The organism is Mesorhizobium sp. BR1-1-13, assembly GCF_020165515.1.
Classification (GTDB): Bacteria; Pseudomonadota; Alphaproteobacteria; order Rhizobiales; family Rhizobiaceae; genus Mesorhizobium.
Window position 1 is genome coordinate 177247 of the sequence record NZ_JAIUIH010000002.1, and the last position, 19260, is coordinate 196506.

The 19260-nt window shown below is 64.2% G+C and carries 18 protein-coding genes; 11 read left to right on the forward strand and 7 right to left on the reverse strand.

Going from position 1 to position 19260, the window contains the following annotated elements:
- Positions 1-23: 23 nt before the first annotated feature.
- Positions 24-392 (forward strand): VanZ family protein, encoded by a 369-nt coding sequence (locus LB533_RS05260; RefSeq protein WP_140638680.1) that lies wholly within the window; start codon positions 24-26, stop codon positions 390-392.
- A gap of 80 nt (positions 393-472) precedes the next feature.
- Here the strand turns inward: LB533_RS05260 and smc are convergent, their stop codons facing one another.
- From smc to LB533_RS05275, 3 genes are all read right to left on the reverse strand, one after another.
- A complete protein-coding gene (smc, locus tag LB533_RS05265; RefSeq protein WP_224676829.1) occupies positions 473-3931 on the reverse strand; it encodes a chromosome segregation protein SMC in 3459 nt (1152 codons plus the stop codon).
- A 114-nt stretch (positions 3932-4045) separates the two neighbouring features.
- Positions 4046-4789 (reverse strand): DsbA family protein, encoded by a 744-nt coding sequence (locus LB533_RS05270; RefSeq protein ID WP_140638678.1) that lies wholly within the window; start codon positions 4787-4789, stop codon positions 4046-4048.
- A 142-nt stretch (positions 4790-4931) separates the two neighbouring features.
- Complete coding sequence (locus LB533_RS05275; protein ID WP_140638831.1) at positions 4932-5432, reverse strand: DUF721 domain-containing protein; 501 nt, start codon at positions 5430-5432, stop codon at positions 4932-4934.
- Between the two features lie 56 nt (positions 5433-5488).
- On the opposite strand from LB533_RS05275, the gene mutY reads away from it, so the two are divergent.
- Together mutY and LB533_RS05285 are read left to right on the forward strand one after the other, a co-directional pair.
- Entirely contained in the window at positions 5489-6703 is a 1215-nt protein-coding gene (mutY, locus tag LB533_RS05280) for an A/G-specific adenine glycosylase (protein ID WP_224676830.1), read from the forward strand.
- On the forward strand, positions 6696-7307 hold the full coding sequence (locus LB533_RS05285; RefSeq protein WP_224676831.1) for an HAD family hydrolase: 612 nt from the start codon (positions 6696-6698) through the stop codon (positions 7305-7307). Before mutY ends, LB533_RS05285 begins: the two co-directional genes overlap by 8 nt.
- A 66-nt stretch (positions 7308-7373) precedes the next feature.
- On the opposite strand, the gene LB533_RS05290 is transcribed toward LB533_RS05285, so the two are convergent.
- Positions 7374-8507 (reverse strand): site-specific DNA-methyltransferase, encoded by a 1134-nt coding sequence (locus LB533_RS05290; RefSeq protein WP_224676832.1) that lies wholly within the window; start codon positions 8505-8507, stop codon positions 7374-7376.
- Between the two features lie 165 nt (positions 8508-8672).
- Here LB533_RS05290 and LB533_RS05295 point away from each other — a divergent pair, with 165 nt between their 5' ends.
- Positions 8673-9362 (forward strand): HAD family hydrolase, encoded by a 690-nt coding sequence (locus LB533_RS05295; protein WP_140638674.1) that lies wholly within the window; start codon positions 8673-8675, stop codon positions 9360-9362.
- A gap of 38 nt (positions 9363-9400) precedes the next feature.
- On the opposite strand, the gene LB533_RS05300 is transcribed toward LB533_RS05295, so the two are convergent.
- The gene (locus LB533_RS05300) at positions 9401-10126 is read right to left on the reverse strand and encodes a hypothetical protein (RefSeq protein WP_224676833.1); all 726 of its coding nucleotides are present in this window, start codon (positions 10124-10126) and stop codon (positions 9401-9403) included.
- A 130-nt stretch (positions 10127-10256) separates the two neighbouring features.
- Between LB533_RS05300 and thrC the strand changes: the two genes are divergently transcribed.
- The 4 genes from thrC to LB533_RS05320 are packed head-to-tail and all read left to right on the forward strand — an operon-like array spanning position 10257 to position 16465.
- Positions 10257-11654, forward strand: coding sequence for a threonine synthase (gene thrC / locus LB533_RS05305; RefSeq protein ID WP_224676834.1), 1398 nt, complete (start codon positions 10257-10259; stop codon positions 11652-11654).
- A 14-nt stretch (positions 11655-11668) separates the two neighbouring features.
- Positions 11669-12961 carry a M16 family metallopeptidase gene (locus tag LB533_RS05310; protein ID WP_140494943.1) on the forward strand — a complete coding sequence of 431 codons (1293 nt, stop codon included), beginning with the start codon at positions 11669-11671 and terminating at the stop codon, positions 12959-12961.
- A 15-nt stretch (positions 12962-12976) separates the two neighbouring features.
- Entirely contained in the window at positions 12977-13573 is a 597-nt protein-coding gene (locus LB533_RS05315) for a GNAT family N-acetyltransferase (protein ID WP_140494945.1), read from the forward strand.
- A 3-nt stretch (positions 13574-13576) separates the two neighbouring features.
- On the forward strand, positions 13577-16465 hold the full coding sequence (locus tag LB533_RS05320; RefSeq protein WP_140638670.1) for an EAL domain-containing protein: 2889 nt from the start codon (positions 13577-13579) through the stop codon (positions 16463-16465).
- A 21-nt stretch (positions 16466-16486) separates the two neighbouring features.
- Here LB533_RS05320 and LB533_RS05325 read toward each other — a convergent pair whose 3' ends face one another.
- The gene (locus tag LB533_RS05325) at positions 16487-17095 is read right to left on the reverse strand and encodes a YqgE/AlgH family protein (RefSeq protein ID WP_140494949.1); all 609 of its coding nucleotides are present in this window, start codon (positions 17093-17095) and stop codon (positions 16487-16489) included.
- A 169-nt stretch (positions 17096-17264) separates the two neighbouring features.
- Here LB533_RS05325 and LB533_RS05330 point away from each other — a divergent pair, with 169 nt between their 5' ends.
- From LB533_RS05330 to LB533_RS05340, 3 genes are all read left to right on the forward strand, one after another.
- Positions 17265-18071, forward strand: coding sequence for a protein-disulfide reductase DsbD domain-containing protein (locus LB533_RS05330; protein WP_140638669.1), 807 nt, complete (start codon positions 17265-17267; stop codon positions 18069-18071).
- Positions 18072-18156: 85 nt separating this feature from the next.
- Complete coding sequence (locus LB533_RS05335) at positions 18157-18639, forward strand: peroxiredoxin (protein ID WP_140558196.1); 483 nt, start codon at positions 18157-18159, stop codon at positions 18637-18639.
- 2 nt (positions 18640-18641) lie between these two features.
- Complete coding sequence (locus LB533_RS05340) at positions 18642-19121, forward strand: DUF2938 domain-containing protein (RefSeq protein ID WP_140638668.1); 480 nt, start codon at positions 18642-18644, stop codon at positions 19119-19121.
- 4 nt (positions 19122-19125) lie between these two features.
- On the opposite strand, the gene LB533_RS29825 is transcribed toward LB533_RS05340, so the two are convergent.
- Complete coding sequence (locus tag LB533_RS29825) at positions 19126-19254, reverse strand: hypothetical protein (RefSeq protein WP_263487317.1); 129 nt, start codon at positions 19252-19254, stop codon at positions 19126-19128.
- Positions 19255-19260 lie beyond the last annotated feature (6 nt).

Below are 19260 nucleotides of genomic sequence, written 5' to 3' on the forward strand. Positions count from 1 at the left end.
CGGCGACATGTTGTTGGAGCAGAATGAGAATCTATCCCGTCGCCGAGCGGATTGCCTTTGTCGTCACCCTCGTGGCCGTCCTCGTTCTCGCGCTGCTGCCGGTACATCGACTCAAGCAATTCGGGATCGATGTCGGTTTCCACTATGACAAGCTCAATCACGCCAGCGCATTCGCTGTGCTGGCTTTCCTGGGCAGCCTCGGCTGGCCGCGGCACAAGCCGGCGCTGATCGTCTTCCTCGCTTTTGTCGGTGCTGCCATCGAAGTCCTCCAGGGCACCACGGCGATAGGCCGCGATTTCGACGTGCTCGACTGGGTTGCCGATTGCGTTGGCATGGCATGCGGTCTATTGGCCGCGATCTGTGGGACCTGGATCGTGCAACGCGCAAGGTAAGAAGAAGTCGAACCGCCTGCCTTGCCAAGCGAACGACGACGCTCAAGATCAGGCTTCAGCATGGCACGTTGAAGGTGAAGTCAGCTTGCCTCGCGCATGGCTTCGGCTGCCTGCAGATCGACCGAAACGAGCTGGCTGACGCCCTGCTCGGCCATGGTCACCCCGAACAGCCGGTCCATGCGCGCCATGGTGATCGGATTGTGGGTGATGATGACGAAGCGCGTCTCGGTGGTCTTGGCCATCTCGTCCATCAGATTGCAGAAGCGTTCGACATTGTGATCGTCGAGCGGCGCATCGACTTCGTCGAGCACGCAGATCGGCGCCGGGTTGGTGAGGAACACGGCGAAGATCAGCGACATCGCCGTCAGCGCCTGCTCGCCACCGGACAGCAGCGTCATGGTTTGCGGCTTCTTGCCGGGCGGACGGGCAAGGATTTCAAGCCCTGCCTCGAGCGGATCCTCGGATTCGATCAGCTGCAATTCCGCCGTGCCGCCGCCGAAGAGATGCGAGAACAGCCGCTGGAAATGGCCGTTGACCACGTCGAAGGCCGCGAGAAGCCGCTCGCGGCCTTCGCGGTTGAGGCTCTGGATCGCTTGCCTGAGCTTACGGATCGCCTCGATGATGTCCTCGCGCTCCGAGACGATGGTCTCCAGCCGGTCCGAAAGCTCTTTCTGCTCTTCCTCGGCGCGCAGGTTGACGGCGCCGAGCCGCTCGCGCTCGATCTTCAGCCTGTCCAACTGGCGCTCGATCTCGGCCATTTCGGGCATCGGATCATCGGCTTCCAGCCCGGTATGGCGGATCACCAGATGTGGCGGAGCGTTCAGCGTCTCCTGGATGCGCGCCTCGACCTCCAGCCGGCGCTCGTCGGCCGCGGTCAAGCGCTCCTCGGCGCGGACACGGGTCTCGCGCGCCTCGGCCAGCGACTGGATGGCGCCGGTGGCCGCCTTGTCCAATTCGGCCTGCCTGTTCTCCGCTTCCTGCAAACGGTCGGCTGCCGCCTTGCGCAAGGTCTCGGCTTCGGTGAGCTGTGACAGCAAGGCGCGCCGCTTGGCATCGATCTCGTCGGGAGCGTCGGCCAATCTCTCGCGTTCGGCCTCGGCCTCCGCCTTGCGTTCGCCCAGCGAGGCGATCTGCGTCGAAGCGTTCTCGGCGCGCTCCAGCCAGTTGCTGCGCTCGGCGCCGATCGCATCGAGCCGGCGCGAACGCGCCTCGGCCTCCCGCCGCAACCCTTCATGGACGGCACGCGCATCGGCGAGCGTGGCGCGGTCGCGGGCGACATTGGCCGAGGACTGCTCAAGCTGTATCTGCAGGTCGCCGAGATCGGGCGCGTCCCGCAGCAGCATTTCCGCCTCGGCAAAGGCGGCCGACGTTTCTTCATGACTGTCGACAATACGGGCGCGGGCCTCGTCCAGGGCGGCGCGCCGGCTCGACAACTCGCCGCCGGCCTTTTCGGCTTCGGCCAGCGCGTTGCGGGCGGCGTCCAGCCCGTGCTGGGCGTCGCGTCCGGCCTGACGCGCAGCGCGCTCGGCCTCGCTGGCCTCGCGAAGCGCCTGTTCGGCCTGTGCGAGCACCGCCTCGGCCTCGCGCAGCACAAGCGTCGCCTGCACCGCTTCGGCATCGAGCTCGGCCAGCCGGTTCTTTTGCGCCAGGCGTTGCGCGGCCGCGGTCGGCGCGTCGGCGCTGGCGGTCAGCCCGTCCCACCGCCACAGCGCGCCCTCACGGCTGACCAGCCTCTGGCCGGGCGCGAGCAGCCCTTGCAGGCGGCGTCCGTCGGCGGCTTCGACAATGCCGATCTGCGCCAGCCGGCGGGCAAGCTGCGCCGGGGCACGTACCACGCTGGCCAGGCTCTTGATGCCTTCGGGAAGCGCGGCGTCGCCGGCCTGGATCGCGCTCTCGCCCCAATGCACCGGGGCGCTGCGGTCGAGCGGCACGTCGAGGTCCTCGCCGAGGGCGGCGCCCAAGGCCGTCTCATAGCCGCGCTCGACGCTGATCTGTTCCAGCACGGACGGGAAGAGATCGCCGCTGGCGGCGTTCAGGATCTTGGCCAACGTGCGGGCTTCGGTCTCGATGCGCGCCAGTTCGGCCCTGGCGTCTTGCAATGGCGGGCGGGCGGCATTTTCGGCCGCGCGCGCCTCTGCGACCGCCTGTTCGGCGGCAATCGCGCCGGCCTCGCTCTCTTCCAGCCGCGCCAGTGCATCCTCGACCAGAAGCCGCTTCTCGGCCGGGTCGGGCAAGCCCGCAACTTTGGAGAGGATTTCCGACAATTCACGGTCGACATCGGCGAGTTGGCGGGCGAAACGGTCCCGACGCTCGGCGGTCTCGCGCAGCGTCCGCTCGACCTGATTGCGCGAAGCGGCGGCCTCGGCCCGCTCGGCGGTTAGCGCTGCAAGCCTCGCTTCGCTCTGCGAGAGCGTCGCGGCTGCCTGTTCGAAGGCGGCTCGGGTGGTTGCTTCACGCTCGGCCGCGCCGGCATTTTCGGAATTGAGCGCTGCTTCCTCGGCGCGCAGGCGTTCGAGGATATCCGCATTGTCGCGCACCATGCGCTCCTCGCGGGCGATGTCACCGTCGAGCTGCTGCAGCCGGCGCTCGAGTTCCGCCTGGCGAGCGCGGATGCGGCCGGCTTCTTCCTCGATCTGCGATCTGGCGATCGACAGACGCTGGAAGGCCGCGGCCGCCGCAGCTTCGGCATCACGCAAATCGGGCAACCTATGCGCGCCGATGCCTTGCTCCCTGGCGGCGGCCATCTGAGCGGCGGCGCGTTCGCCAACCAGGGCAGTGGCGACGGCCAGCGCCGAACGTGCCTCGCCTTCCTGGGTCTTGGCCAGCGTCCAGCGCAGATGGAGCAGCGTCGCCTCGGCCTTGCGGATGTCGGCCGACAGGTTCTTGAAGCGGGAGGCCTGGCGTGCCTGGCGCTTCAGGCTTTCGATCTGGCTTTCCAGCTCGCCAACGACGTCGTCCAGGCGCTCGAGGTTCTGCTCGGCGGCCTTGAGCCTGAGCTCGGCCTCGTGGCGGCGCGTATGCAGGCCGGAAATGCCGGCCGCTTCTTCCAGCAGGGCACGCCGCGCCTGGGGCTTGGCCTGGATCAGCTCGCCGATGCGGCCCTGGCCAACCATCGAGGGCGAACGCGCGCCGGTCGACTGATCGGCGAACAGAAGCTGCACGTCCTTGGCGCGCGCTTCCTTGCCGTTGATGCGGTAGAGTGAGCCCGCCTCACGCTCGATGCGGCGCGACACCTGCAATTCGTCGGCGTCGTTGAAGGCTGCCGGCGCCGAGCGATCGCTGTTGTCGAGGAACAACGTGACCTCGGCGGTGTTGCGGGCCGGGCGCGTGCCCGAGCCGGAAAAGATCACGTCGTCCATGCCGGACGCGCGCATGTTCTTGTAGGAGCTTTCGCCCATCACCCAGCGCAGCGCCTCGACGAGGTTCGACTTGCCGCAGCCGTTCGGCCCGACAATGCCGGTCAGGCCGCGTTCGATCACGAACTCGCCTGGTTCGACGAAGGATTTGAAACCGAGGAGGCGAAGGCGTGAAAACTTCATTCACGCCGCCCTGAACGCGAAAACGCGCCGCGGGTTTGCGGCGGGGCGCACGGTCGCGGCACGGCAAAAGGGCCGCGAATGCCGAAGCGCTGCCGCTTCGGCATTGCCAGGACGTCAGAGCTGAGGGTCGATGATGGCCGACATTTCCTCAATCGACATCGCCCCTTTGTAGGTCTTTCCGTTGATGAAGAAGGTCGGCGTCGAGTCGACCTTGAATTCGTCGGCGCCGCGTTTTTGGACCGCCCTCACATCGTCCAGAAGTTTCTGGTCCGTCAAGCAGGCTTCGAAGGACTCCTGTGTAAAACCGGCGAGCTTGGAGATTTGCAGCAGCGCATCCTTGGTGTTGGACACGCCCACCCAGTTCGCCTGCTGCTTGAACAGGACATCCACCATCGGGAAGTAGTTGTCCTTGGCGCAGCGCGCCAGCATGAAACCGGCCTCGGCGCTCGGGTCGAACGGGAATTCGCGCAGAATGTAGCGCGCCTTGCCGGTATCGATGTATTTCTTCTTCAATTCCGGGAAGGTGGTTTCGGCGAAATGCGCGCAATGCGGGCAGGTCATCGAGGCGTATTCGACGATCGTGACCTTGGCGTCGTCCTTGCCGAGTTGCTTGTCGGGTAATGCGCCGGGCTTAAGCAGTTCGGCCATGTCGACGGTGCCTTGAGCCTCCGGCGCCTTGACGGCGGCCGGCGTAGCCGATGTCGCGGGCGCGGCGGGAGCGGCAGGCTTCACATCGGCCGCCTTGGCTTCCTCACCAGAGTCGCTGCATGCCGCTAGCACGGCCACCGCCGGAATGGCGGCCAGCGAAGACAGCAGGTTTCTGCGGGACAAGCTTTTGCCGAACGGAGGACGGTTCATACGAATCACCTGACAGGAGTTGGATTTTGCAACGCAAAGGCACGAAAAGGCGAGAGTTGGCGCGAATTAAGGCATCGCCGCCCCCAATCCAATCGTGAAACTTGAAGCTTATAATCACGAAAGCGAGAGATTGGCGACGGTGCTATGACTTTCTTTGTCCCAGAATAGTGGCGCCGAGCCGCTCCAGCGAGGCACGCAGGCCATCGTCTTCTATCTTGTCGACGATGTGCGAGAGTCTTGATTTTTCCGCCTCGTTGAGAGGCCTGACGGGCGGTTTCGGCCGCGCTTTTTCACTTAGGACCGGCTTCTGCACTATCCTGATGCGGCCGATGGCCGTGAAGCCGAGAAAAGCATTGACGCGATTGATGATCTCGCCGGCCTCGTGCTGCAGATGGAGCGCCGCCATCCCCTCGCAGGCGATCACCAGCACGGCAGGCTCGAACGGGTCGTCTTCATGCAGCCGCCGCGGCCATTGGATCTTTTCAGGGCGCGAATGGCCGGCCAGGCGCGAACCGGCAATCTCTTCCCACGACTGGACCAGGCTGACCGAAATGCCCGCCCGCTTGCGCAGCACCGGGTCCAGGATCGCGGTCGCGAGATCGCTCACCGGAACGGGATTGCCGAAGGGCCTTTTCCCTGCCATGTGCGTTCTCCAGCCACCCACCTCCACTCTTCCCGGCGGAGGCCGACACGAGATCAATGGCACCGCACGAGCAGACCCGCAAGACCATATCAGGCGACAGCAGCAAAGCTGCGTCTAGTGACAGCAGCGGAGCTGCGCCCGGAGACAGCGGCAGCGCTGCGTCGGGGGACAGCGGCAGAGCTGGGTCCACCGCTTCCCGCCTGCTCGCATGGTACGACGTGCATCACCGCGAGTTGCCGTGGCGCGTGCCCCCGCGCGACCATGCCCGTGGCGTGCGGCCCGATCCTTACCGGATCTGGCTGTCGGAGGTCATGCTGCAGCAGACCACGGTTGAAGCTGTGAAGGCCTATTTTCGCGTCTTTGTCGAGAAATGGCCTGATATCGCGGCGCTGGCGGCGGCGCCCGTCGAGGACGTGATGAAAGCCTGGGCAGGGCTCGGCTACTATTCCCGTGCCCGCAACCTCAAGGCCTGCGCCGATCTGGTGGCCGGGCGCGGCCGCCGGTTTCCGGATACGGAAACCGGCTTGAAGGAATTGCCCGGCGTTGGCACCTATACTTCGGCGGCGATCGCGGCGATCGCTTTCGATCGGCCTGCTGCCGTCGTCGACGGCAATGTCGAGCGTGTCGTGACCCGCCTGTTCTCCATTGCCACGCCGCTCAGCGAAGCCAAGGCAGGCATCCGCGCCCATGTCGAGCGCATGGTTCCCGCGACGAGGCCCGGCGATTTCGCCCAGGCGATGATGGACCTCGGCGCCACGATCTGCACCCCGCGCCGGCCGCGCTGCATGCTTTGCCCTCTGCGGGAAGACTGCAGCGCGGTCATTTCAGGCGATCCCGAACAATATCCCGTGCGCCTGCCCAAGGCCGACAAACCGCTGCGGCGCGGCGCTGCCTTCGTCGCCGTGCGAAGCGACGGTGCCATTCTTCTGCGCAAACGCGCCGACAAAGGGCTGCTCGGCGGCATGACGGAAGTGCCGACGACCGGCTGGACGGCGCGACTGGACGGGGCAACCACAGCGGCAGCAGCACCCTTTCCCGCCGACTGGCGGCAGGCCGGCCGGATCGCGCATGTCTTCACCCATTTTGCGCTCGAGCTTGAAGTCTTCCTAGCCCGAAGCAATGGCGAGACGCCAGCCGGCCATTTCTGGTCGCTGCCATCGGACATTTCTGGCGAAGCGCTGCCCACTGTCATGAAAAAGGCAATCGAGGCTGCGATACCCGGCGCGACGAAAAAGCCGTCGCCGAACAGTGCAGAGAGGCCCCATGACTGAAATCCGCCACATCGTCTTCGACATCGGCAAAGTGCTGATCCACTACGACCCGAACATTCCGTTCAGTCGCCTCATTCCCGATGCCGAGGAGAGAAAGTGGTTCTTCGACAATGTCTGCACGCATGACTGGAACATCGAACAGGACCGCGGCCGGACATGGGAAGAGGCGGAAACGCTGCTGATCGCGGACCACCCCGATCACGCGGAAAACATCCGCAATTTCCGGCGCCACTGGCACGACATGGTGCCGCATGCCTATGACGACAGCGTCGCTATCATGGTCGGCCTGATCGACAGCGGCCACGATGTCACCATGCTGACCAACTTCGCTGCCGATACGCTCGCCGAAGCACGCCAACGCTTCGACTTTCTCAATCGTCCGCGCGGTGTCACCATTTCGGGCGAGATCGGCAAGATCAAGCCGGATCGCGACATTTACGACCATCACGTCGCCGCGTTCGAGCTCGAACCATCCGCGACGCTGTTCATCGACGACAGCCAGAAGAACGTCGACGGCGCGAAGGCGGCCGGCTGGCAAGCGGTGCTGTTCACCGATGCCAAGACGCTTAAGGCAGATCTTGAGCGGCTCGGAATCAAGGCGTGATTTGAATCGCTTCCAGCGGTTCGTTGAGACTTTGACTCAACGCCAAGGCACGGCAGTCGGCAGGGGTCAGCCTCCTGCCCTTTCCATGCCCAGCCGGGCGATGCGGCGCAGTTCGTCGATCGGGGTCAGGCCGCCACTGCGCTCATAGTGCCAGAAGGTCCAGCCGTTGCAGGCATCCAGGCCCTGAACTTCGGCGCCGATCTTGTGGATCGAGCCGGCACTGTCGCCGATCGCCACCGTGCCGTCGGCGCGGACCTTGGCCGCCCAGCGCTTCTTGGCGTCGTAGAGCGTCGCGCCGGGCGTCACCAGCCCCGTGTCGATCAGGCTGACGAAGGCGACGCGCGGCTCGGCGCGCTTGCCGGTGAGCACGGTCAGGTCCGCGCTGTCGAGCGGCCGCACCGCGTCGATGCGCTCATTGGCGGCGTCGATATAGGCCTGCTCGCGCTCTATGCCGACAAAATGCCTGCCGAGGCGCTTGGCCACCGCGCCTGTCGTGCCGGAGCCGAAGAAGGGATCGAGCACGACGTCGCCGGGCTTGGTCGAGGCCATCATGACGCGGGCGAGCAGCGCCTCGGGCTTCTGCGTCGGGTGCAGTTTATCGCCATTGTCGTTCTTCAGCCGCTCGCCGCCGGTGCAGATCGGGAACAGCCAGTCGGAGCGCATCTGGACATCGTCATTCGACGCCTTCAGCGCTTCGTAGTTGAAGGTATAGCCCTTGCCCTTCTGGTCGCGGGAGGCCCAGATCATCGTCTCATGCGCGTTCTGGAAGCGGCGACCGCGAAAATTCGGCATCGGGTTGGTCTTGCGCCAGACGACGTCGTTGAGAATCCAGAAGCCGAGGTCCTGCATCTTGGCGCCGACCCGGAAGATGTTGTGATAGGAGCCGATGACCCAGATGGTGCCGTTGGGCTTCAGCACCCGGCGCGCCGCCAGCAGCCAGGCGCGCGTGAAGGCATCGTAGGCCTCGAAGCTCTCGAACCGGTCCCAGTCGTCGTCGACCGCGTCGACCTTGGATTGGTCGGGCCGGTGCAGGTCGCCGTCGAGCTGCAGATTGTAGGGTGGATCGGCGAAGATGACGTCGATGCATTTTTCGGGCAGCCGGTCGAGCGCCGCGACGCAGTCGCCCTTCAGGATCGTGTCCAGCCATTCGGATTGCTGGGGAGCATGGGAAAGCTCGTCGACAAGACGCACGGCTGACATTTTTACACCCAAGGCACGCGTTACTGTTTACTACCGGTTATGGTTACCGATCAGCGTAAATATTCGGTGAAGGGCAGCGAGCGGATGCCGCGGGTTTGCGCCGACATGCCCGTTGGTGTATGCCGCGCCGCCTGAAGCCTGTCCGCCCTCATTGCCCGGATCACCATGCCCCAGCCAGACCTTGTCATCTTCGATTGCGACGGCGTGCTCGTCGATTCCGAAATCATCGCCGCGCGCGTCGAGGCCGAGCTCCTGACCTTGTCCGGATACGAAATCTCGGCCGAGGAGATTGCCGAGACCTATGCGGGGCTGACGTTCAAGGACATTCTGATGCGGGTTGAGGAGAAGTCCAACATCCCGTTCCAGGTATCGCTGATCGATCGCGCCGAGGAGCTGGTCGACCGGAAACTGCGCAGCGACGTTCGCGCCATCGAGGGCGTGCGCGAAGCGGTCGCCTCGGTGACGGCGCAACGTTGCATCTGCTCCAACTCACGCTCGGAGCGGATAGAATTCATGCTGGAGAAGGTGCATCTGCTGCCATTCTTCGCCGGGCGTATCTTCTCCGCGATGGAGACGCCGACCGGAAAAACCAAACCGGCTCCGGACGTGTTCCTGATGGCCGCCGAAAAGCTCGGCGCCCATCCGGCAAACACTTTCGTCATCGAGGATTCCGTACACGGCGTCACCGGCGCAAGGTCGGCGGGAATGCGTGTCATCGGGTTCACCGGCGCCGCCCATAGCTATCCCGGCCATGCCGATGCGCTGACGGAGGCGGGCGCCGAGACGGTGATCCGCCGCTGGGCGGAGCTGAGCGGCACGCTGGCCGCTTTATCCGAGTGGTCGGCGGACGCGTGAGCGTCCGCTAGGCCTCAACGAGCACCGCCGCGGCGGATTTAGTTGGTCGCGGCGGCTTTCTTCCTGCTTTTCTTCGGTTTGTCGGTCCCCGCCTTCGGCGCATTTTCATCATAGCCGGCATAGGCCTGATAATCCTGCGCCGTCGGCGCCGGCACGACCACGTTGGAATCGGTGAAGACGAACTGGGTGGCGACCGAGGGATCGGTAACCTGGACCTGATATTGGTGGATCTGCGAGTAAAGCACCTCGGTGCCATGCATTACCGCGGTGCGGATCGGCATGGTGATGGTGCCGGGCGTGAATTTCGGCCCCGGCACGATCTTGCCGGCGACGGCGATCTTCATCGTCAGCTGTCCGTCGGCGCGGCTGCAATCGCGGGTCACGTCGCTGATCGAGGCCTGATAAATGATCCTCGCCGAATCGTCCGGCGGAGTAGCAGCGGCAGCGTCGGCCGCAGCCTGGGCCGCGGCGTCCTGCGCGGCGTCGCCGGTCTTCTTGAGCTTGGGCCTGGGCTTGCGGGCTTCGTTGGCGTAGGTGTTGAAGAATGCCGTGCCGTCGCGAAGCGTCACCCTCGGGCAATAGGCGTTCAACTGGCTGGCCAGAATCTTGGGATCCTGCGGCGGCGGTGGCGCGGTCGGGTCCTTCTTGCCAAAACCCAGGTTCAGCATACCGTTGTCGCCTGATTGGCAGCCGGCGGCGGCAAGCATAAAGCCTGTGAGCGCAAGACCCGCGAAAAAGCGACCGCTGAATGTATGAAACGCCATGAAACTGCACTTCCCTCTCGCAAAGCTGGTGACGTATATCAACCGCGCGGCCAAAATGCGACTGAGCCAGCGTAGAAATTAACCACCTTGCGGTGGGCGGAAAACCCAAGGCAGTAACGGAATTGTGACGATGCAATATGTGAGTACCCGCGGCGAAGCGCCCGCGCTTGGGTTTTGCGATGCCGTGCTGACGGGCCTGGCACGCGACGGCGGGCTCTATGTGCCGCGCCAGTGGCCGCAATTCTCGATGGCCGAGATCCGCGCCATGCGCGGCCTGGCCTATCCCGACCTGGCCCTCCGCGTGCTGTCGCCGTTCCTTGGCGACGAAATCCCGGCGCCCGTGTTCGAGCGCCTGGTGCGCGAGGCCTATGCCACCTTCCGCCACGAGGCCGTCTGCCCGCTGGTCCAGACCCGCCCCAACGCCTTTGTCCTCGAACTCTTCCATGGACCTACGCTGGCCTTCAAGGACGTGGCGATGCAGCTGCTTGCCCGGCTGATGGACCATGTGCTCGCCGAACGCAACCAGCATGCCACCATCGTCGGCGCCACATCGGGCGACACCGGCGGAGCAGCGATAGACGCCTTCGCCGGGCGCAGCCGCACCGACATCTTCATTCTCTTCCCGCATGGCCGCGTCTCGCCGGTGCAGCAACGGCAGATGACGACATCGAAGGCTGAGAACGTGCATGCCCTGGCGATCGAAGGCAATTTCGACGATTGCCAGGGCCTGCTCAAGGACATGTTCAACGACCACGGCTTTCGCGACCGGGTCTCGCTGTCGGGGGTGAATTCGATCAACTGGGCCCGCATCATGGCCCAGATCGTCTATTATTTCTCCTCGGCCCTGTCGCTCGGCGCGCCCGATCGCCCCGTCTCCTTCACCGTGCCCACAGGGAATTTCGGCGATATCTTTGCCGGCTACGCCGCCAAAAAAATGGGCCTGCCGATCGAGCGGCTGGTCATCGCCACCAACGACAACGACATACTGGCACGCACTTTTGCGACCGGCGAATACCGCACCAAGGGCGTGTTCGCGACCACCTCGCCTTCCATGGACATCCAGGTGTCGTCGAATTTCGAGCGCCTGCTGTTCGAGGCGTCGGGCCGCGACCCGGCGACCGTGCGGCGCTACATGGCCGGCCTCAAACAATCCGGCGCCTTCACCATAGAAGCCACGGAAATCGCGGGGATGCGAGCCGAATTCGATGCCGGCCGCGCAGATATGGACGAGGTCGCCGCCACCATCCGCTCGACGCTCGCGGCCAGCAACTACCTGCTTGATCCGCATACCGCGGCAGCCGTGCATGTCGCGGCCGGCAAGGCGTCGAATGCCGTACCGATGGTGGTGCTGGGCACTGCGCACCCAGCAAAATTCCCGGCCGCCGTCGAGGCCGCCAGCGGCGTGTCGCCCGCACTGCCCGCATGGCTAGGTGGGTTGATGACATCGGAGGAAAAATACACGGTACTTCCATCCGACCTGAAAATGGTGGAAGATTACGTCAGCCGCCGTGCGCGAGCGGCGCGTTAAGGAGTACGAACCATATGGGTGTTGAGGTAAGCCGTCTGTCGAACGGCCTGACAGTCGCCACCGAAACCCTTCCAAGCATCGAATCGGTTGCCCTGGGTGCCTGGGTCAAGTCGGGTGCCCGCAATGAGCGTGACGAAGAGCATGGCATGGCCCATCTGCTCGAGCACATGGCGTTCAAGGGCACAAAGCGGCGAACAGCCTTCGAGATCGCCTCGGAAATCGAGGACGTCGGCGGCGAGATCAACGCCGCCACCAGCGTCGAGACCACATCCTACTATGCCAGGGTGCTGTCCGACGACGTGCCGCTGGCCGTCGACATTCTTGCCGACATCCTGCAGGAATCGGAATTCGATCCGCAGGAGCTCGAACGCGAGCAGCACGTGATCCTGCAGGAAATCGGCGCCGCGCACGACACGCCCGATGACATCGTGTTCGACCGGTTCACCGAGACGGCCTTTCGCCACCAGACCATCGGCCGCTCGATTCTGGGCACGCCGGAAACCGTCAAATCCTTCACGTCGAAGCAATTGCACGATTTCATCGAGCGCCAATACGGCGCCGAGCGCATGGTGATCGTGGCCGCCGGCGACATCAAGCACGACAATTTCGTGCGCGAAGTGGAAAAGCAGCTCGGCGGCTTCCGCACCAAGGCCGACAACACCATCCCGCAATATGCGCAATATGTCGGCGGCGATTTCCGCGAGGACCGCGACCTGATGGACGCGCAGATCGTGCTGGGCTTCGAAGGCCGCGCCTACCATGTGCGCGATTTCTACGCCTCGCAGGTGCTGTCGATGATCCTCGGCGGCGGCATGTCGTCCAGGCTGTTCCAGGAAGTCCGCGAAAAGCGTGGCCTGTGCTATTCGGTCTATGCCTTCCACTGGGGCTTTTCCGATACCGGCATATTCGGCGTCCATGCCGCGACCGGGCAGAGCGACATCGCCGAACTGGTGCCCGTCATCATCGAGGAATTGCAGAAGGCCGGCGAGAACATCCTGCAGGAAGAGCTCGACCGGGCGCGCGCGCAATACCGCGCAGGTCTGATCATGTCGGCGGAAAGCCCGGCCAGCCGCGCCTCGCAGATCGCGAGACAGCTGCTCTTGTTCGGCCGGCCGATCGCCAAGGAGGAACTGATGGAGCGGCTCTCGGCGCTGACGGTCGATCGTTTGACCGACCTGTCGTCACGGCTGTTCTCGACCAAACCGACGCTTACCGCTGTAGGGCCCGTGGGTACGCTGGCGCCATACGAAGCGATCCTCGATTCGCTTCCGGGCACGCCCACCACGGCCCGCAAGCTCGCCGTCTAAGCCCGCACAAGCGCCGTGTTCGCGCTCCCTTTCTTTCGCCGCGACCTGCCGGCGCTGAAGGGCGACCGCGTGACGCTGCGCGTGCCGTTCACCAATGACTACCGGGAGTGGTCGACTGTGCGCGGCGAGAGCCGGGCATTCCTCGAACCATGGGAGCCGCGCTGGGCGCCGGACGAGCTTGATCGGGCGGCATGGCGACTGCGCATCAGCCGCTACCGCGAGGACTATGCGCAGGGAACCGCGATCGCCTTCTTCATATTCGAGAAGTCGAGCGGCAGGTTGGCTGGCGGAATTACGCTCGGCAACATACGCCACGGGGTCTCGCAGAGCGGGCATGTCGGCTACTGGATCGGCGAGCGCTTCGGCGGCCGTGGCCTGATGACCGACGCCGTCAAGGTCGTGACCCGCTTCGCCTTCGATACGCTGAGGTTGCACCGGATCGAAGCGGCCTGTATTCCCGACAATATCAGGTCGATCCGTGTGCTTGAAAAAGCCGGATTCCGGCGCGAAGGACTTCTGCGATCCTACCTCAGGATCAATGGCATCTGGCAGGACCACTACCTCTACGCCCGGATCGCGGACGATCCGCCAGGCGCTGGAACGAAGGACTGATTTTTGACGAAATTCCTGCGCAACGGGCCGCTGTTCGCCTTTGTCCTCGCGACGATCCTGACGCTGTGCGCGGCGTCCTCGGCCTTTGCCGTCGAACCGATCAAGATCGCTCGCGACGATGTCGCGCTCGATCTGTCCGGCGCCGTGGAAATCTACCGCAACCAGGGCGAAAACTTCCAGGTTTCGACCGCACCCGGACCCGACGGCATCGTGCGACGCATCGAGGTCGAGGCCAATGACGCCCGTTCCACCGGCGACTGGGCCGTGTTCGCGCTTGCCAACACCACCGACCAGCAGCTCGACCGGCTGATCGTGGCGCCGCATTTCCGACTGGTCAATTCCGGCATCTTCTGGCCGGATCTCGGCTCGACCCGCATCGCCGCCATCACGCCCAGCGAAGGCTTTGCTCTCGACCGCCAGAGCAGCCCCGACGCCGATGTCTTCCGGGTGACGCTGAACCCGGGAACGGTGATCACCTTCATCGCCGAACTCGCCTCACCCAAGCTGCCGCAAGTCTATCTCTGGGATCCGGAATCCTACAAGGACTCGGTCAATTCCTACACGCTGTTCCGCGGCATCGTCATCGGCATCGCCGGCCTTCTCGCGCTGTTCCTGACCATCCTGTTCGTGGTCAAGGGAACCTCCATGTTCCCCGCGACCGCGGCACTCGCCTGGGCCGTGCTTGCCTACATCTGCGTCGATTTCGGCTTCCTCAACAAGATCATCGAGATATCGCCCGGCAATGAGCAGATGTGGCGGGCGGGAACGGAGGTGGCGCTGGCGGCTACCTTCGTGGTGTTCCTGTTCGCCTATCTCAATCTCAATCGATGGCACGGCCATTTCAGCTATGGGGCGCTGGTCTGGATCCTCGGGCTGCTCTTGATCGCTGGCGTCGCCATCGTCGACCCGGCGGTCGCGGCGGGTATCGCCAGGCTCTCCTTCGCCGCCACCGCGCTGACCGGGCTCGGCCTGATCATCTTCCTCGGCATACGCGGTTATGATCGCGCGATCATGCTTGTACCCAGTTGGGTGATGGTGCTGTTGTGGTTATGCGGATCGTGGATGGCGATAACCGGCATGCTCGACAACGACATCGCCCAGCCGGCGCTTGGCGGCGGTCTGATCCTCATCATCCTGCTGATCGGCTTCACCGTCATGCAGCATGCCTTTGCCGGCGGCGCGCTGCACCAGGGACTGTTTTCCGACCTCGAGCGGCAGGCGCTGGCGGTGGCCGGCTCGGGCGACACGGTGTGGGACTGGGACGTGCTGCGCGACCGCGTCGTCACCAAGCCCGATGTCAGCATCCAACTCGGCCTCGCCCCCAACAGTCTGGGGGGTGCCGCCCGCAACTGGCTGCCGGTGCTGCATGCCGACGACCGCGACACGTTCCGCACCACGCTCGACGTGGTGCTCGAGCATCGGCGCGGCAAGGTGGCGCAGAACTTCCGGCTGCGCGGCGCCGACGGCCACTATCACTGGTTTGCGCTGCGCGCGCGCCCGGTGATCGGATCGGACGGCGAGGTCATCCGCTGCGTCGGCACCATGGTCGACGTCACCGAGCAGAAGAAATCCGAGGAAAGGCTGCTGCACGACGCCGTGCACGACAATCTCACCGGCCTGCCGAATCGCGAATTGTTCATGAACCGGCTCGAGGCGATCATCTCGATCGCACGGACCGAAGAGAAGGTGCGCCCGACCGTCTTCGTCATCGACATCGACCGCTTCAAGCAGGTCAATGACGGGCTCGGCATCTCGGCCGGCGATACCATCCTGCTCACCATCGCGCGCCGCCTGCACCGGCTCTTGAAGCCGAAGGACTCGCTGTCACGCTTCGCCGGCGACCAGTTCGCCTTGATGCTGCTTTCCGAGCAGGACCCGGCCCGCATCGCGGCGGTGGCGGACGCCATCAAGCATGCCATCAACGCCCCGATCACCTTTGCCAAGCGCGAGATCGTGCTGACCGCCTCGATCGGGCTGATCACCTGGACCTCGGCGCAGACCTCGGCAGAGGACATGGTCAAGGACGCCGAGCTTGCCATGCATCAGGCCAAGCGCTTCGGCGGCGATCGGATCGAACCGTTCCGTCCGGCCTTCCGCGCCGTCGGCACCGACCGGCTGCAGTTCGAATCCGACCTGCGCCGCGCCATCGAACGGCGCGAATTCACGCTTGCCTACCAGCCGATCGTGCGGCTGGAAGACGGCAGCGTCGCCGGCTTCGAGGCATTGCTGCGCTGGGACCATCCGCGCCGCGGCATGATCCCGCCTGCCGATTTCATTCCGGTCGCCGAAAGCTGCGGGCTGATCGTGCAGCTTGGGCTGTTCGCCATGCAGCAGGCCGCGGAGGATCTGGCGGCATGGCAGAAGCAGATCGGCGACGCGCCTCTGTCGGTTTCGGTCAACCTCTCCAGCCGCCAGCTCATCCGCCGCGACCTGGTCAGCGATGTTCGCTCGGTTATTGCTCGGGCCAATCTGAAGCCGCGCTGCTTCCGGCTAGAGCTCACGGAATCGCTGGTCATGGACAATCCCGAGCAGACCGCCCATGTGCTGACCAAGCTGAAGCAGCTCGGAATCGGCCTGTCGCTCGACGATTTCGGCACCGGCTATTCGTCGCTCGCCTATCTGACGCGCTTTCCCTTCGACACGATCAAGATCGACAAGAGCTTCGTCGACGACAACACGCCCAAACGCGCCGTGCTGCTCAAATCCATGGTCAGCATGGCCCATGAGCTCGGCCTGTCGGTGGTCGCCGAAGGCATTTCGGACGAGCGCGACGCGCTGGAGCTGCGTCAGATGGGCTGCGAATATGTGCAGAGCTTCATGTTCGGCGCCCCGATGCCCGGCGATCAGGTGCTGAAGACGCTGAAGGAACAGTATCCGCTGACGCAAGCGTAATTGGCTTTCACGCCACTGAGCTCAGGCGTGGCCGGCCGCTACACTCAAATGCGCGAGGTCGATGCCGATCGAGGCGAGAATCCGGTCGTATTTGCGCTCGATGTCGGTGTCGAACAGAAGCTCCGGAGTGGCCGGACAGGTCAGCCAGCCGTTTTCGGCTATCTCTGTTTCCAGCTGGCCGGCGCCCCAGCCCGAATAGCCCAGCGCCATCAGCGCGTGGCGCGGTCCCCGGCCCGACGATATGGCGCGCAATATGTCGACGGTCGCGGTCAGGCAGACGTCGTCGGAAACGGTCAGCGAAGACTCCACCCGGTAATCGCCCGTATGCAGCACGAAGCCACGGCTGCGGTCGACGGGCCCGCCATTGCGAACGACGAAATCGCGGGTACGGGCGGGCAACCGGATCGCCTCGTGCTCGTTCATGATGCCAAGTTGCACCAAAAGGTCCGGAAACAGCATCTGCTGCGTCTGGTTGATGATCAGCCCCATCGCGCCCTCATCGCTGTGGGCGCAGATATAGATGACCGAGCGCGTGAAACGGTCGTCCTTCATGCCGGGCATGGCAATGAGGAACTGATCGTCGAGAAAGCCGCTGCCGGCGGCCGTCTTCTTGTGGCGCAACAAGTCCATGATCAGAGCGTAACGCGTTTCCCGGGCGCCGAAAAGATGTACAGCGCCGGTTTTCGACCAAGCCCGTGCCGCCGGCCGATCATTACCTGCGGCAAAGGTCACGCAAATATGATACCGGCAAGACCATGAAATCATTGCACGGCCATGAACGGACGATCAAATCATCACCATGCAAAGCTTGAAAATCCTGTTGCTCGGCGCCGTTATCGGATCGGCAATCACACTCCCAGCCGCCGCCTCTTCGTCCGCCTGGTACAACAGCGAAGGCGGCAAGGTACGGCTGGTGACGAGCGGCAAGCCCGACGATGCCGGCCGCATCCGGGGCGTTCTCGACATAGCGCTCAAGCCTGGCTGGAAGACTTATTGGCGCGACCCGGGCGACGCGGGCGTGCCGCCGCAACTCGATATCTCGGCCAGCACCAACATTTCCGATGCCAGCCTTTCCTTCCCGGCGCCGAAGCGTCATGACGACGGCTACGGCAAATGGGCGGGCTACGACTATCCGGTCTCGCTGCCGGTGACGTTCACGCTGTCGGCCGCGAAGGATCCATCCGTCATCGACGCCGACATTTTCCTCGGCATTTGCGAGACGATCTGCATTCCTGTGCAGACGCGGCTGACCGTCGACCCCGGCTCTGACCCGGACAATGCCGAGGACGCGGAGCTGGTCAAGGCGAGCTTCGCCACCTTGCCCGCGCCGGCAAGATCCGACTTCGGCATCAACGTGCTGCCGGGCGACCATGAAACGCTGGTTGTGGAGGCGAGCTTTCCCGGCGATCCGGAAGCGGCGGACTTCTTCGTCGCAGGAGACCGCGACTACATGTTCGGTTCGCCGGCACGCAGCCAGAAGGACGGCAAGCTGATCTTCACCGTGCCGATCCTCGACCGGCCCTCGACGACACCCACGGATGGCGGACTTCACTATACGCTGACGAGTTCGGCAGGCGCGGTCGAAGGGCTCTTGCCTTTCCCTTGATCCAGCCCCCCGCGATGGTTGCGGGAAAGCGCATAGTTCGCTACCCAAGGCTACGTCCTTCCCCATTCTCCCAAGCGAGGAACTCATGACCATTTCCGCTGGCGACAGACTGCCCGATACGACGTTCAAGACGATGACTGCCGACGGCCCCAAGCCGATCACGACGGCCGAGATTTTTGCAGGAAAGAAGGTCGTGCTGTTTGCCGTGCCAGGCGCCTTCACGCCGACCTGCAGCAACAATCATTTGCCCGGCTATCTGGAGAACCGCGACGCCATCCTGGCGCGCGGTGTCGATACGATCGCTGTGGTTTCGGTCAACGACGTCCATGTCATGGGCGCCTGGGCACGCTTCACCGGCGGTGAAGGCAAGATCCTCTTCCTCGCCGACGGCAATGGCGACTTCGCCAAGGCGATCGGCCTCGACGCCGACTTCTCCGGTGGCGGCATGGGTCTTCGGTCGAAGCGGTTTTCAATGATCGTCGATGACGGCAAGGTCACCGCCCTAAATGTCGAGACCAAGCCCGGCGTCGATGAATCCGGCGCCGCCAAGATCCTCGAACTGCTCTGACCATGACGTTCGACATCGTCTGGCGTAGCGTGGCGATCGGCGTCGGCGCCACGCTGCTGATGGATATCTGGGCCTTTCTTCTCTACAAGATGTTCGGTCAAGCACGGCCGAACTGGGCCCCCGTTGGCCGCTGGGTCTGGCATTTACGGGAAAAAGTCTTTCACGACGATATTGGCGATGCGACGCCCTATGTACACGAATCGGCTTTGGGCTGGGCCTTTCACTATGTTGTCGGCATCGTCTACGGCATCATCCTTGTCGTCGTGGCCGGAGCGGGCTGGCTTGTCGCACCGACTTTCCTGCCGGCTTTCATCCTCGGCATGGTCACAGTCGGCGCCGGCTGGTTCCTGCTGGCGCCCGGCATGGGCGCGGGCTGGGCAGCGTCGAAGCGGCCCAACCCGATGAAGGTACGGGCGCTGAACCTGGTGTCACACACCGTGTTCGCCCTCGGGCTTTGGGGCACGGCGCTGTTGATCCGCTGAGGATCTACGGCTGTGCCGGCCTGTCGATCGGCCGCCACCCGTGGACAATTTGGCGCGCGCCCTCCCATTCCGGCACCGGAATTTTGGCGTCGACCTGAACCTGGGGATGCGTCACATAGTGCAGGACCGGCATGATAGA

What these genes read in the sequence shown, in the direction of transcription:
- LB533_RS05260 (WP_140638680.1), top strand. Translation starts at nt 24, where the DNA reads ATGAGAATCTATCCCGTCGCCGAGCGGATTGCCTTTGTCGTCACCCTC.
- smc (WP_224676829.1), bottom strand. Translation starts at nt 3,931, where the DNA reads ATGAAGTTTTCACGCCTTCGCCTCCTCGGTTTCAAATCCTTCGTCGAA.
- LB533_RS05270 (WP_140638678.1), bottom strand. Translation starts at nt 4,789, where the DNA reads ATGAACCGTCCTCCGTTCGGCAAAAGCTTGTCCCGCAGAAACCTGCTG.
- LB533_RS05275 (WP_140638831.1), bottom strand. Translation starts at nt 5,432, where the DNA reads ATGGCAGGGAAAAGGCCCTTCGGCAATCCCGTTCCGGTGAGCGATCTC.
- mutY (WP_224676830.1), top strand. Translation starts at nt 5,489, where the DNA reads ATGGCACCGCACGAGCAGACCCGCAAGACCATATCAGGCGACAGCAGC.
- LB533_RS05285 (WP_224676831.1), top strand. Translation starts at nt 6,696, where the DNA reads ATGACTGAAATCCGCCACATCGTCTTCGACATCGGCAAAGTGCTGATC.
- LB533_RS05290 (WP_224676832.1), bottom strand. Translation starts at nt 8,507, where the DNA reads ATGTCAGCCGTGCGTCTTGTCGACGAGCTTTCCCATGCTCCCCAGCAA.
- LB533_RS05295 (WP_140638674.1), top strand. Translation starts at nt 8,673, where the DNA reads ATGCCCCAGCCAGACCTTGTCATCTTCGATTGCGACGGCGTGCTCGTC.
- LB533_RS05300 (WP_224676833.1), bottom strand. Translation starts at nt 10,126, where the DNA reads ATGGCGTTTCATACATTCAGCGGTCGCTTTTTCGCGGGTCTTGCGCTC.
- thrC (WP_224676834.1), top strand. Translation starts at nt 10,257, where the DNA reads ATGCAATATGTGAGTACCCGCGGCGAAGCGCCCGCGCTTGGGTTTTGC.
- LB533_RS05310 (WP_140494943.1), top strand. Translation starts at nt 11,669, where the DNA reads ATGGGTGTTGAGGTAAGCCGTCTGTCGAACGGCCTGACAGTCGCCACC.
- LB533_RS05325 (WP_140494949.1), bottom strand. Translation starts at nt 17,095, where the DNA reads ATGGACTTGTTGCGCCACAAGAAGACGGCCGCCGGCAGCGGCTTTCTC.
- LB533_RS05330 (WP_140638669.1), top strand. Translation starts at nt 17,265, where the DNA reads ATGCAAAGCTTGAAAATCCTGTTGCTCGGCGCCGTTATCGGATCGGCA.
- LB533_RS05335 (WP_140558196.1), top strand. Translation starts at nt 18,157, where the DNA reads ATGACCATTTCCGCTGGCGACAGACTGCCCGATACGACGTTCAAGACG.
- LB533_RS05340 (WP_140638668.1), top strand. Translation starts at nt 18,642, where the DNA reads ATGACGTTCGACATCGTCTGGCGTAGCGTGGCGATCGGCGTCGGCGCC.
- LB533_RS29825 (WP_263487317.1), bottom strand. Translation starts at nt 19,254, where the DNA reads ATGCCGGTCCTGCACTATGTGACGCATCCCCAGGTTCAGGTCGACGCC.